The organism is Psychrobacter sp. G (assembly GCF_000418305.1).
GTDB classification, from domain to species: Bacteria; Pseudomonadota; Gammaproteobacteria; order Pseudomonadales; family Moraxellaceae; genus Psychrobacter; species Psychrobacter cryohalolentis.
The window spans coordinates 2,184,065-2,197,080 of the sequence record NC_021661.1 but is presented as its reverse complement, the minus strand read 5'-3'; the positions used below and the strand labels follow the sequence as shown (position 1 = coordinate 2,197,080).

The 13,016-nt window shown below is 41.6% G+C and carries 12 protein-coding genes and 1 pseudogene; 9 read left to right on the top strand and 4 right to left on the bottom strand.

The genetic code is table 11. The features are described from left to right. Window positions 1–38: 38 nt before the first annotated feature. Window positions 39–1,214 (top strand): class C beta-lactamase, encoded by a 1,176-nt coding sequence (gene ampC / locus PSYCG_RS09065; protein ID WP_020443915.1) that lies wholly within the window; start codon window positions 39–41, stop codon window positions 1,212–1,214. 86 nt (window positions 1,215–1,300) lie between these two features. Here ampC and PSYCG_RS09060 read toward each other — a convergent pair whose 3' ends face one another. Continuing rightward, window positions 1,301–2,182, bottom strand: coding sequence for a hypothetical protein (locus PSYCG_RS09060; RefSeq protein WP_020443914.1), 882 nt, complete (start codon window positions 2,180–2,182; stop codon window positions 1,301–1,303). Window positions 2,183–2,742: 560 nt separating this feature from the next. Between PSYCG_RS09060 and PSYCG_RS13600 the strand changes: the two genes are divergently transcribed. Further along, complete coding sequence (locus PSYCG_RS13600; protein ID WP_227500777.1) at window positions 2,743–2,982, top strand: Fic family protein; 240 nt, start codon at window positions 2,743–2,745, stop codon at window positions 2,980–2,982. A 618-nt stretch (window positions 2,983–3,600) separates the two neighbouring features. Further along, window positions 3,601–3,990 (top strand): DUF6122 family protein, encoded by a 390-nt coding sequence (locus PSYCG_RS09050; protein WP_020443911.1) that lies wholly within the window; start codon window positions 3,601–3,603, stop codon window positions 3,988–3,990. Between the two features lie 218 nt (window positions 3,991–4,208). Here the strand turns inward: PSYCG_RS09050 and PSYCG_RS09045 are convergent, their stop codons facing one another. Both PSYCG_RS09045 and PSYCG_RS09040 read right to left on the bottom strand, forming a co-directional pair. Then, window positions 4,209–4,793: a transmembrane anchor protein gene (locus PSYCG_RS09045; protein ID WP_264648848.1), complete on the bottom strand. Its 585-nt coding sequence runs from the start codon at window positions 4,791–4,793 to the stop codon at window positions 4,209–4,211. 70 nt (window positions 4,794–4,863) lie between these two features. Then, window positions 4,864–5,604 carry a HupE/UreJ family protein gene (locus tag PSYCG_RS09040; RefSeq protein WP_020443909.1) on the bottom strand — a complete coding sequence of 247 codons (741 nt, stop codon included), beginning with the start codon at window positions 5,602–5,604 and terminating at the stop codon, window positions 4,864–4,866. A 270-nt stretch (window positions 5,605–5,874) separates the two neighbouring features. Between PSYCG_RS09040 and PSYCG_RS09035 the strand changes: the two genes are divergently transcribed. From PSYCG_RS09035 to PSYCG_RS09020, 5 genes and pseudogenes are all read left to right on the top strand, one after another. Continuing rightward, a complete protein-coding gene (locus tag PSYCG_RS09035; RefSeq protein ID WP_020443908.1) occupies window positions 5,875–6,153 on the top strand; it encodes a metal-sensing transcriptional repressor in 279 nt (92 codons plus the stop codon). A 29-nt stretch (window positions 6,154–6,182) separates the two neighbouring features. After that, window positions 6,183–7,505: an MFS transporter gene (locus tag PSYCG_RS09030; protein WP_020443907.1), complete on the top strand. Its 1,323-nt coding sequence runs from the start codon at window positions 6,183–6,185 to the stop codon at window positions 7,503–7,505. A gap of 318 nt (window positions 7,506–7,823) precedes the next feature. Continuing rightward, window positions 7,824–7,967 (top strand): annotated as a pseudogene (locus tag PSYCG_RS13250) (transposase); the annotation flags it as partial. Between the two features lie 431 nt (window positions 7,968–8,398). Next, complete coding sequence (locus tag PSYCG_RS09025; RefSeq protein ID WP_020443906.1) at window positions 8,399–10,756, top strand: ATP-binding protein; 2,358 nt, start codon at window positions 8,399–8,401, stop codon at window positions 10,754–10,756. Between the two features lie 33 nt (window positions 10,757–10,789). Continuing rightward, on the top strand, window positions 10,790–11,728 hold the full coding sequence (locus tag PSYCG_RS09020; RefSeq protein WP_020443905.1) for a response regulator: 939 nt from the start codon (window positions 10,790–10,792) through the stop codon (window positions 11,726–11,728). Between the two features lie 82 nt (window positions 11,729–11,810). On the opposite strand, the gene PSYCG_RS13245 is transcribed toward PSYCG_RS09020, so the two are convergent. Next, window positions 11,811–11,984, bottom strand: a complete 174-nt coding sequence (locus tag PSYCG_RS13245) for a DDE-type integrase/transposase/recombinase (protein WP_084674197.1) — start codon at window positions 11,982–11,984, stop codon at window positions 11,811–11,813. Between the two features lie 172 nt (window positions 11,985–12,156). On the opposite strand from PSYCG_RS13245, the gene PSYCG_RS09015 reads away from it, so the two are divergent. Next, the gene (locus PSYCG_RS09015) at window positions 12,157–12,489 is read left to right on the top strand and encodes a hypothetical protein (protein ID WP_020443904.1); all 333 of its coding nucleotides are present in this window, start codon (window positions 12,157–12,159) and stop codon (window positions 12,487–12,489) included. Window positions 12,490–13,016 lie beyond the last annotated feature (527 nt).

Sequence of the window (13,016 nt, the reverse complement as noted above, 5' to 3'; positions counted from 1 at the left end):
TATCAGTACATCTATCAGAATAAATGAGAAACCCTATAATGAAACAACCCTTTCAAACCTTTTTAAATCAAGTGGGATTTACCGCTTTAGTGACAGCATCATTACTATCTGGAACCGTACAAGCAGCAGATAACAATGACCATCTAAAGAGCACAGTTGATCAACAAGCCAAATTACTAATGAATGAGCATAATATTTCAGGAATGGCTTTTGGTATTATTATTGATGGTAAATCACACTTCTATCATTATGGTTTGGCTGATAAGAAAGCCAAAATACCTGTCTCAGAAAACACTATTTTTGAGCTAGGCTCAATCAGTAAGACATTTGCTGCTACCTTAGCGAGTTATTCAGAATTAAATGGCACACTTAAATTAGAAGATACCACTGATAAATATATTCCCTACCTAAAAAACAGCGCCATTGGCAACACCAAGCTGATAAACCTAGCCACCTATTCAGCTGGTGGTCTACCGCTACAAGTACCTGATGACGTTAAAAACAATAAAGAGTTGCTTCGTTATTATAAATCTTGGCAGCCTGTATTCCCTATCAACTCAAAGCGTTTATATTCCAACGCCAGTATCGGTCTGTTTGGTTATATATCTGCATTGAGCATGGACGCTGATTACACACAGTTGATGGAAGAAAAAATACTACCATCACTCAATATGCCCAACACCTTTATCAATGTGCCTAGTGACAAGATGGCTGATTATGCGTTTGGTTATAACGCTGCTGGCGATGCTATCCGAGTCAATCCTGGTATGTTAGACGCCGAAGCCTATGGCATTAAATCCACCATCACAGATATGACACATTTTATGGCGGCTAATATGGGGCTAGTACCGCTGGATAAAAATATTCAGCAAGCACTAAATAATAATAGAAAGGGTTACTATCAGGCGAGCACTTTTACCCAAGGGTTAGGATGGGAGATGTACCCTTATCCTACTCAGCTAGATACCTTACTCGAAGGTAATTCGATGGACGTGGTACTAAAGCCTCAAGCCATTAAAACAGACAATCATCCAACACCTACCTTGAACAACGTCTGGGTCAACAAAACAGGCGCTACTAATGGGTTTGGTGGCTATATCGCTTATATTCCTGCCGAAAAATCAGGCATTGTCATTCTGGCAAATAAAAACTATCCAAATGCAGATAGGGTTAAAGCAGCTTATACGATTTTAGAGAGTGCGATGACTCGTTAATTAATCTTGAGTCACAAAGCAACCTTATAGAAAATAGCCTTTCATAAAAAACCCAGCTAGATGCTGGGTTTTTTTGCGTTCAGTTTTTAAGAGCAGCCTTCGACCAAATAAATCGCTTCTGGTATACCCATATCGATGCTTTCTACCTCACCTTTTAATAGGCTTTTATTGTCTGCTGTCCATTCAGTCGCCTTAATCTGATAATCATTAAGCTTTTGACCGCCCTTGACATGATATTCAATTTGTAGGGGTAACTTATCCTGTTTATTATTGAGCTCAATATTTTCGTCTTTTAATGATTCTCCAAGTGGGCTTTCTTTTATTACCTTGAAATTAACATTAGCAATCAGGCTATAGTAGTCACCATCAACCGCATATTTATCGACCTCGTAGCTAAGCTCGTCATTATGTGCTTTCATAACCGCTGTGGCTGAATCACCAACATTGATGTCTTTATAAAACAGGATGCTTGGATCCTGAATACTGATCAGAGCAACTTTACCATCTATGATTTGATATAGCACAGAAGCATGTTCACCGTACTCTTTATCGACATAGCTCAGTTTCGGATTACTGACGTAATAGCACTGTTCGTTATCGCTCTTTGCTTTGGTCATTCCTAGGCTACTTAGCAGCTCAGGGGTAATAACCTGACCGAAGCTTAAATTTTGATACCCTGACGGGCTGACGGTTTGCTCATTAGCTATATCTGCTGCTTCGTTAGTTTGTGCTTTATCCATAGCACTCGTATCTGTAGGCGGTGGATTGACAGACATCTCATCATTCTTAGCCATGTCTTTATCTACAGTATTCGTTTGTGCAGTATTCGTTTGTGCAATGCCATCGTTATTCGAAGATGAGGGCTGTGAGTCACAGCCTGTCATCAGTTGCACAGTACCGATTAATAAAGTAGAAATCACTGCCGTCTTAATTATCGGCAATGATGATTTTGAATGAAAAGTTAACATGGCTTAATTCCCGAATTCGAGTCATTGATATTAATATATATCTTAATGAACCTTGTATAAACTGTCTTTTTTATGCTCGATTTCATTGATGCTAAAGTTTGATTGATACGTACACAGCGCACCGATCACGAATAGTATATGTATGGCATGTATATCAAGAAATACACCGTAGCTATTTCAAAGAATAAAAACATTGATACCATTAAAGTAGAGGTCAAAAATGCTATTTTGAAAGATATAGTCAGTCCTAAATAAAATAAGTACAAATATTATAAAGCGCTACTGGGATAAATTTTTCTTGCTTACTGTGCCTGCGCAGACAGAGGCGGCGCAAAACTTATCCCAGTAGCACTGTGGTTGATTTATAGTGGATTGACTATAGTTAAAATTGATAGAAGACACAACTTAGGCCCAATTTGGGCACATAGATTTTTTGATGTAGTTTGGCTATGGCTATAATTGGGCAAGTTTTGCTCAAGCCTAGCTTTATATTTCCGCTACAGCGCATATTGTCATAGCGAACGTTGCCGACAAGTGACCAGTCGCCAATATGATAGACAATTTTATCCTGGTTTAACACGTTACCAAATGAGCAAGAGAACATAGATCTGGTGATTAAAGCAGGTATCGCTCATTTATGGTTTGTGACGATCCATCCCTTTGATGATGGCAATGGGCGATTGACCTGTGCCATTACTGAGAGAGTACTGGCACAAAGCGAGGATAGCGCCCAACGTTTTTATAGTATGTCAGCGCAGATTCTTAAACAGTGCAATGACTACTATAAAATATTGGAATGAACACAAAAAGGCGATACTGATATCACTGATTGGCTGTGCTGGTTTCTACAAACACTAGAACAAGCACTCATTGCTGCTCAAATGACCACAGATAAAATCATTGATAAAGCGAGTTTTTGGCAGAACCATCGACAGCATGCATTGAACACCAGACAAGTCACTATGCTAAATAATTTACTCACAGACTTTTATGGCAACTTGACTACTAAAAAATGGTCAGTGATGACCAAGTGTTCTGTAGACATAGCACTGCGTGATATCAATGATCTGATAGAGAGGGGGATGCTGAAAAAATCCGAGGCTTCGGGGCGTAGTACGAGTTACGAGGTGGCTTTGTAATAAAGAACATGTGGTTCTATGATGCGTAACGCAATAGACGAGCTAGTTCAGCATTGTGATAGCAGTCTATTTTAAGTGGTCTATTAATAGGTATGAAGGGTGAAATAGCTGGTTCCACTTGGGTATGCCCTATATTAACTATTAATTTTTTGGACAGATACAATGATAAGAGAGTGAGTGTATGATGCATATATTTCACATGCACTTTAAAGAAAAAATATCTTATGTTTTATATGAAATTGATTTTCCACTACAAACTATCTTAAATCGGAAAAAGCGATGATTCAAACCGTTATCCATTATTTTCTACATTTTGGTATGCCATTGGTCATCGCCTATATATTTTTTCGTGACGACTATAAACGAGTATATTTGATTCTTTTAGCAACCATGCTAGTTGATTTAGATCATCTGCTAGCGACACCTATCTTTTCGCCCGATCGTTGCAGTATTAACTTTCATCCGCTGCATACTTACTATGCAATGGCGGCATATGCGGCTATGCTATTTCTACCAAGGCCCTATAAAATAATTGGTTTAGGGTTACTTCTACATATGCTAACCGATTTGAATGACTGCGTGATGACTTATATTAATTGTCCTCAGTGTTTGAGTCAGGCTCCTGCCCGTGAGTTGGCAGCGTGGTTAGGCAGAGCCACTAAGTTTTGATACGGCTGTGACTACATTTTTTTGTGCCTCTCTCATAGATCATATCTTCAATAACTCCTAGAAGTAGATATATCGCTATCCAATCCTAAATAAGTCCTCGCATTAGACCGCTTGTGTTCCAATTCGAGGATTGAGTTTGTCTAGCTTGTTACTCTAAGCTTAGTGAGACAGCTCTGTTTCTAATCAGGTAGTAGCGGCAAAAACTAACTGCTACTTTTTTACATCGTTTTAATAGTGCTGTAATCGCCACGGGTACGCAAAACAACTTGAACATCCGATTGTCCTCGGTTGCGCCAGAACCAGCCGTGATTACCTGTAAATGCGGCTTCTAGAACACCTTCATCAGCGGCAATTCCGCGACCTTTTTCATAGCTAATCGCTTGGCCTGGTGCGTCACCATGGGTGTCGAAGTTAACATCACCGCCTGTCACGACCCAAGAGTATTCAGTCTTGTCACCTGAATCCATTTTCATTTTAATCTCTAACCCTTCACCTGGCGTCAAGGTGAAGGGAATTTCATCGCGCCACTGTCCGTTAGCGACAGCAGTATCAGAAAGTGTGGCACTCACTGCTTGTTCAGCCACATTATCAATATCTGGTGTTTCAGACGCCAGTGTATCAGTTGCTAATAAACCAGCAGCATCGGCTTCTTCTTCTTCTGCTAATTGCTGCTTAACCTGTCCCATTTCTGTCAAACGAAGCAGTTTACCAACCCCAGTTGGGTCAATACCATATTCAGCTGGGAGAACCACCGTAAATAAAAGAACGATTGCTGCGATTGCAGCCAGAACAGTAGATTTCATAAGCTGCTTTGAAGAGGGGAGTTCAGCCTGCAAGGGGGTATCACTGTTATACATATTAGAAATCCTTAGATTATTGAGACATTAAATAGCCAGTGAGCTGCATGCCCACTAAAATAAATCCTGCGCTCATCATGGCAACGTTGGCGGTATAGGCGTTACGGATGAAACTTGACGTGCGTCGCCAGTAGCTCATACCAATCAATATGATCGCTAGAGCCAGTAGTTGCCCAATTTCCACACCCACGTTAAATGCGAGCAGGTTAGGAAGTAGACCGTCAGGTGACATCTCATATTCAAGAATTTTAGTTGATAACCCAAAGCCATGGAAAAGGCCAAATATAAGCACTGCTATTTTGGTGTTTGGTTGATACCCGAACCATGTTTGATACGCACCAATGTTATCTAAAGCTTTGTAAACAACAGAGAGACCAATAATGGCATCAATCAGATAACTGTTCATACCGATGTTGAAGTACACGCCTAAAATCATCGTAGTGGAGTGACCTAATGCAAATAGGCTCACATAGATACCAATGTGCTTCATGCGGTAAAGAAAAAAGATGACCCCGAAGAGAAACAGTATGTGGTCATACCCCGTTATCATATGCTTAGCGCCCAAGTACATAAAGGGCAAAATATTGACCCCTGAAATCTCCTGAATATACCCTTTATCCCCTGCGGTTACAGCATGAGCAAGCGCTTCATTACTGCCAGTAAGAAGACAAATAAGAAGTACTGAGAACACTAACAGACGGGTCTGCCAAGTCGCCCATGGCGAGCTTGAAAGCCTATTTAAAACATGGCTATACATTAAGAATCCTGTGGTCTGAAAATAATGAATGCGTTGCGTTGCGTTGCGTGATGCAATGCGATAAGAACAGTTAATCCTAACCAATGGAGTAATTGTGATTTGCGTTACTAAGCATTTTTTTACGGACTAGTAAGTAAAATCGTGAATTTTTCGAATGCAAACCAAGCAATTAAGGAGTAGGATAATATCCCCTAGGGGGGGATGGGGTCAATAAAAAATTAAGTTTTTATCGGGTATAATTGCGCTCTCTAGAGGAAGGATACTGTCATTATGAAAAAACCGCACATACACGCTTCTCATCCAGCCGTTATCACACGCCTTAAAAAAGCGAATGGTCATCTAAGCAGTACGATAGAGATGTTGGTTGAGGGTCGAACCTGCCTTGATGTAGCCCAACAGTTACAAGCGGTAGAGAATGCGATTCACCAAGCCAAGAAAATTTTAATCCAAGACCATTTAGATCATTGCCTTGAAGATTTGTTAGGTTCTGTTGATAAAGATCAGCAGAATTCTATCGAGGAGTTTAAGAAGATAACCCGTTACCTATAAGATCAATCGACTGATCTAAAGAGCCTCCCATGCTTAGTATCTTTGCAAATCAAACTTATCGTCATTTATTTGCCGCGCAAGTCATTGCCCTGATTGGTACTGGTCTGGCTACCGTGGCGCTTGGGCTTCTAGCTTTTGATTTGGCTGGCAATGATGCTGGGGTTGTTATGGGAACGGCATTGGCTATCAAAATGATTGCCTATGTTGGTATTGCACCCATTGCAGCGGCCTTTGCCGAACGGTTGCCCAAACGCACGATGTTGGTAACGCTGGATGTGATACGAGCAGGTGTAGCTCTGCTTTTGCCGTTTGTTTCCCAGATTTGGGAGGTTTACGTGCTGATCTTTGTCTTGCAATCTGCCTCAGCAGCCTTCACGCCTACTTTTCAAGCCACTATTCCTGATGTTCTACCTGATGAAGCGGATTACACCAAAGCCTTATCACTCTCACGCCTTGCGTACGATATAGAGAGTCTGGTCAGTCCTATGTTAGCGGCGGCATTGCTGACAGTAATGAGCTTTCATAATCTGTTTACGGGAACGGTGTTGGGATTTTTAGTCTCTGCCTTATTGGTCGTATCGGTCACGCTACCAGCGCATGCTATGCCAGAGCGTCGTAGCATTTATGATAGAACCACGCGCGGTATTCGAATCTACTTAGCCACACCTCGATTGCGCGGATTGCTCGCAGTCAATGTTGCTGTCTCTGCCGCTGCGTCTATGGTCTTTGTGAATACAGTGGTAATCATTCAGAGTGGGATGGGACTGACTCAGAGCGCAGTCGCATTAGCATTGGCAAGCTTTGGTGCAGGCTCTATGATTGCTGCATTGGCTTTGCCAAGCCTACTAAGTAAGCTGACAGACCGTAGGGTCATGTTAAGCGGTGTCGGGTTGTTAGTGGTAGGTATGTTCGCTGGTACATTGATGGTGGGACAAAACTCTCTTATGGCATTATGGTTCGTGCTAGGTTTGGGTTATTCTGCTGCTCAGACACCTGCTGGACGCTTGTTATGGCGTTCTTCACATCAAGAAGATCGCCCAGCCCTGTTTGCCGCTCAGTTTGCCATGTCCCATGTCAGTTGGTTAGTATTTTATCCGTTAGCTGGTTGGTTAGGCGCTCGCTACAGTATGACCGTAGCTTTTGCGGTATTAGGCTGTGCTGCTGCACTAGCGGTATGGACTGCTTTTAGAGTCTGGCCGTCTATTGATTTAACAGAGATTGAGCACGAACATGCCAATCTACCAGAGGGTCATGCCCATGCCATTGGATCTCCTACACCCAACGGGATACGCCATACCCATCCTTTCGTAGTTGATGACTATCATCCGCGTTGGCCAAGTTCTGGTCGTTGATGTTGATCCTGTACATGGGGATTCGCTATTTTATAATGAAAAGTACACTTCTATGTATACTGAGTTACCATAAATAACTTTGACTACTGGTATAGATAGCCTACAGCTTAAGGTTCAAGTCCTTACTAGGGTGCCGAAATCACTGAATAATATAATACTTGTTAAGGTGCTTTAATTGGGTTCAATTCCCTATATGGGAATCGAACTTCTAGTGTTGGATATGAATTTAATGGCTATGAGGTCGATAGCATGGGTCATCATCATTAAGCTTTATTATTAAAATTTCCTAAGTTAGTTTCTACAGTATTGTCAGCATAGGTCAATAACGCAAGCTTTCATAAACGCGTGCAAAAGCTAATTAATAGGCACGGCGATCGCCTGTTATTTTTACCACCATATAGCCCTGATCTAAATCCTATCGAGAAGAAGTGGGCACAAGCTAAATTTCTAGGCCAAGGATAGATGGAGAAGAATCTACCTAAACTATTTCATGACATGGGCTGTATCGATTTTATATTAAACTGACTATAGTCGCTTCTTTTCTCCATGGTCCAATTAGAGTGGGCTGTCCCATAATAAGGACTGTCTCTTTAGCTATAATTTTTTCCTTATCTAAAGCAATAATGGCATTGCCAAGCCTGACATAGGCTTGCAATAAGAGGAATGTCGTTTATGCTAAAAAAGTCGCAAAAATAAATAATGAAGAGATCATATAGCTGCTGCGCATAGACAGACAATAGCTACCATACGGTAAAACACGATTTTTGTCATCATATTGTCATAACGTAATCGTATCCTTGAGCTCATTATAAATAGCGTTGGCGTCACACTCATATCTTTAGTCATTCAATGACTTATCGAAAACAGTTAGCGCATAGATATCAGGTGTGTTTATGAAGGTTGTTGGTCGGTTTGGTAGTATTTCCACCCGTATATTGATTATCTTAACATTGGCTTTTTTGCTTATTATTTTGTTGGTGTACTGGGTCATCGAAACCCAAGCTAAGCCGCGTATACTGGAGATGACCTCAGAGACAGTGGTTGAAACAGGCAACGAAGCTATTAACAGCATCATGGCGAGTATCAATCATGTCGACGGACTGGCGAAAGCCACCAGTACGATGGCGGGCGGCTTACCAAAACAAGACAGCCTTTATAAAGAAACCTTTGGTAATCTCATGCAACAAATGGATCAACGCATTGTAGGCGGCGGCGTATGGTTTGATCCAAATATGTACGCTGAGGGTAGAGAACGGCAGTCATTTGTGTGGTCACGTGATGAGTCAGGCAGCATGCAGCCATTAGAGCGTTACAATCAAGCGCGCCAAACCCCGAATCCCTATTATCGTGATTGGTGGTATATTCCTGCGATGTACGCGCGTCATGACCACTGTGTCTGGAGCCGTGCCTATGTCGATCCGGTGAGTAATCAGCCGATGATGACGTGTGCCAAGGCATTATACGACAGTCGCAATCAGGCTTTTGATGGAGTGGTGAGTTTTAATCTGCTATTAGACAACCTCGGTGAGGCGATGAAAAAGTGGCAAGATAAGCTCGGTGGTTATGTCTTTTTAGTAGACTTGGACAATCGGTTTTTGACCTTTCCAGATCAGTCGATGGTCATGCACGCAACTAAAGATAGCGGTCAGGGCGAGGTCGTAACGGCACGGCAGTTAGCTGAGAGTAACCCTAGCTTTGCCCCTATTGCGGACAGTCTAGATAACATTAATCAGACACTGATAGATGAGGCAGTAACCAAAGATGAAAGCCGCTATACGCTCGCTGCTCGTAGTATTCTAAGTACGACCAATCTGAATAAAATCAGCGAGCAAGAGTCCAAATTGCTCTCAGCATTATTGCTGTTAAATATCGACCAAACGTTTAATTTGGTAGACAGTCATTTGGTCGATACCATCGCTGTGCCCAATGACTTTGTGTTGCAGCAGCCCGCCACCGCCTTCGTTTTTCGCATGCCGTTTACGTATTGGAAGATGGTCATCGTCAAGCCTGATAATGACATGATGAGCGTGGCAAATGCCCTGTCTAATAAACTGATTCAAGCCATGCTGTTGGGCTTCATTCCTATCTTGTTGTTGACCGCATGGGTATTTCGTCGCTACTTTACGCGGCCGCTAAAGCACATGGCACAGTCAGTGGCTGACATGGGGATGTTAATTGAGCAAAAAAAATATCAACAATTAAGCGCGCACAAACTTCCTTATTCAAATGTCAGTGAGATTCAAGTTATTAGTGAGCAGACCAATCAATTGATTGATCGCGTCGTCGAGAATGAAGGCGCACTGGCTGAAATCAATGTTCATCTAGAAAAACAAGTCGCCGCCCGCACACAAGATTTACAGCAAGCCATGGATGAATTAAAAGCCTCGCAAGTGCATCTGGTGCGCTCCGAAAAAATGGCTACATTAGGTCAAATGGTGGCAGGGGTGGCGCATGAGGTCAACACGCCGCTCGGGTACGTGCGTAGTAACATGGAATTGGTTGGCGATAATCTCATGCGTTTTGATGAGTTGCTACAACATACTGATCAATTATTGCAGGTCTTAAAAGCACCAACTATCAATCAAGAACAAGTCGAGCAACTGATAGAGCAAACCTTACAATGCTGTGAGGAAATTAAAGAAGATGAGGTCAGTGAGGATTTGGCCGATTTGATTAAAGATGGACTTTACGGCGTCGATCAGATTGCCGAGCTGGTCGTCAGCTTACGCGACTTTTCTCGAATTGATGAATCTAAGGTAAAAGATGTCGATATCAATGATTGCATCAATACCTCATTGATTATGGCGCGCAATAATTTAAAAACTTTAGACGTCAAAACCAATCTAGCCGAGCTGCCGCCGATTCAATGTAATCCTTCACAGATCAACCAAGTATTATTAAACCTCTTTAATAATGCCGCCCAAGCCATGCCGATTGATCATAAAGGGATACTGCAAGTGAGCTCATCTATTGATAAGGCGCAGCAGCACATTGTCGTCAGTGTCAAAGACAATGGTGTCGGTATCCAAGAAAATACGCTGGCGAAGATTTTTGAGCCGTTTTTTACCACCAAAAAAGCAGGCGATGGCACAGGGCTAGGGTTGGCCATTACGGCACAAATCATCGAGCAACATGGTGGATATATCGAGGTTAGTTCAATCGTTGGCGCGGGCACGACCTTTACCATCAAACTGCCGATACAGTCTAGCGCTCATGAACCTAAACCTTCACAAGCCTTATTTGAAAGTTAAGAGACTTCCCATCACTTATTTAAAGAGAGCGTCATGCAAAAACCAAAAATCGCTTTTATCGATGATGAGCCACGCATTTTACGCAGTTTAAAAATGCATTTTCGCCAGTCACATGATGTATTTATCACTACTGATGCTAGCGAATTGATGAAGTATGTTAGCGAGCATGATGTGCAAGTGGTCATCAGCGATCAACGCATGCCAGATAAGCAAGGTACAGAAGTGTTACGTGATATCAAAGCGGCCTCACCAAATACGCTGCGTATTTTGCTGACTGGCTATGCTGATTTGAATGCAGTGATTGACTCTGTGAACGAGGGCGAAATTTATCGTTATATCACAAAGCCATGGCAAAATGATGAGCTTAAGCAAATCGTCAATAAAGCCACAGAAATTGCTCAGCAAACTCAAGAAATCACCCAAAACACTATGCAAGGTAATGATACTCAAAAAGTTAGTGGTGGCAGCACTGGTAGCAACCGTAATATATTGGTATTAGATGACGACGAGAGCGTCTATCAGCAAATAAAAAGTCACTTTAAGAGTGCTTATACCGTGAGTTGGGCCAATAACCTTGAACAGGCAGCAAAGTTATTACAAAAAAAACGCTTTGGCGTCACTATTACGGATTCGACACTCAATAAAGAAAATATTACCCCCATTGTTTATGCCTTAAAAAACATCCAGCCAGATTTGATGGTTCTTATGTTGACTGAATTCAAAGATGCCCATATGGTCATTGATTTAATTAATAAAGGTCAAGTATATCGCTGCCTACCACGGCCGACCAACTTCTCTATCATGAGTATCAGTCTGGATCGCGCTTTTGATCATCACGAAAGATTGGTAGAACAGCCGATACTGGCGGCTCGCCATCATGTCGAGGAGGTAACAGAATCGGAGGCTTTGAATTTTTCTGAAAGACTTAAGGGTTTCTTTGCTAAGTTCAGAGGTTGGCGCATTATTAGATAGAATATAGCCTCAGATATAATCAATAATGGCACTCCTAGCTTCAGCGAATGTCTGACTGCTGTGATATGCCATCTGTAGCGCCTTAGCGGTCAGCACACTGTCTGTCAGGGGAGTCTGATACAGTAAAGCCCACCACACGCCGGGCATATAAATCTAAAACAACAGCTAGATAGCACCAGCCGCTTTTAATACGAATATAAGTCACGTCGCCCGTCCAAATTTGGTTGAGCGTAGTTGGGCTAAAATTACGGTTCAATAGGTTCTCATGGGCTTTATACGCGTTCCTGTTGAGTGTCCAGCAATACCGGGACGGTTCAGTTGAAAGCTGTAATTAATTACAATAATTGTGATGATGTCATTAGTTTGTCACATCAGAAATCTAGTATAGCGAGTTATAAATTCTTAAGTACAAGACAGCGGGAAAGATAATGTTCGCCACAAAAAAGCAAAGTGATATACAAGTTAGTCAGCAAAGTTTTGACGCCATTATGATGTTAGCAATCACTACGGTCTCAGATGATATTGGTAGTGCACCTACCGCTGATACGCCCTTGTTTGATGAGGCGCATGAAGCTTATTGTGCCCAGCTTTTGCAGAGTATCATTGGGTGGCAAGAAGAGAACAATCAAGACCGATTAGTTGATGCCAATGCTACCCAAAGTTACGATTATGCTAAGCGTGAGGCATTGATAAAAGTTGCAGAGACGAAGCTCTACAACGCACTGCATAAGGATGATTGTATTAATAAGGAGATGATGTAGTGGTATGTTAACCAAGTTAATAAACTATAAAAAATAAAGCAAGGAAGAGCGTGTTTGTCTAGGTGTTATGATATGACTTAAACCACGCCGCACTGTAGTGTTATATTTTCTATACTGTATGAGTTTCACTAAGTATAGCTAAGCAAGTCCTAAACGAAAGATACCTCTCTGGTTCTTTCGTTTTTTTTATGTTGAGGCGATAATGATATAGTAAGCTCAGTATAAAAATGATACAGCGGGACTAGAATGAATTTTTTGCAGCCTCTGTCTGCGCAGGCACAGTAAGCTAGAAAAATTTATATTAGTGCTGCCTCAAAACATGATGTATCGGTTTTATCTAGGATAAACTATATCTTATTTGAAGTTATGAAATAAGCTCTGATAAGTATAAATGATGCTGTTGAAGAAGTCATTTTGTGTAGTTTACAAATACTATTAAACGATACAAGTTACTAATCAATTAGTTGATAAAGTGCTAATCCCTGTATGCAATGCCGTCATAATTAGAGAGTGATTACGATCTTAGA

Bases quoted from the DNA above. Each gene is read 5' to 3' on its own strand.
- ampC (WP_020443915.1), top strand. From the start codon at position 39: ATGAAACAACCCTTTCAAACCTTTTTAAATCAAGTGGGATTTACCGCT.
- PSYCG_RS09060 (WP_020443914.1), bottom strand. From the start codon at position 2,182: ATGTTAACTTTTCATTCAAAATCATCATTGCCGATAATTAAGACGGCA.
- PSYCG_RS09050 (WP_020443911.1), top strand. From the start codon at position 3,601: ATGATTCAAACCGTTATCCATTATTTTCTACATTTTGGTATGCCATTG.
- PSYCG_RS09045 (WP_264648848.1), bottom strand. From the start codon at position 4,793: ATGAAATCTACTGTTCTGGCTGCAATCGCAGCAATCGTTCTTTTATTT.
- PSYCG_RS09040 (WP_020443909.1), bottom strand. From the start codon at position 5,604: ATGTATAGCCATGTTTTAAATAGGCTTTCAAGCTCGCCATGGGCGACT.
- PSYCG_RS09035 (WP_020443908.1), top strand. From the start codon at position 5,875: ATGAAAAAACCGCACATACACGCTTCTCATCCAGCCGTTATCACACGC.
- PSYCG_RS09030 (WP_020443907.1), top strand. From the start codon at position 6,183: ATGCTTAGTATCTTTGCAAATCAAACTTATCGTCATTTATTTGCCGCG.
- PSYCG_RS09025 (WP_020443906.1), top strand. From the start codon at position 8,399: ATGAAGGTTGTTGGTCGGTTTGGTAGTATTTCCACCCGTATATTGATT.
- PSYCG_RS09020 (WP_020443905.1), top strand. From the start codon at position 10,790: ATGCAAAAACCAAAAATCGCTTTTATCGATGATGAGCCACGCATTTTA.
- PSYCG_RS09015 (WP_020443904.1), top strand. From the start codon at position 12,157: ATGTTCGCCACAAAAAAGCAAAGTGATATACAAGTTAGTCAGCAAAGT.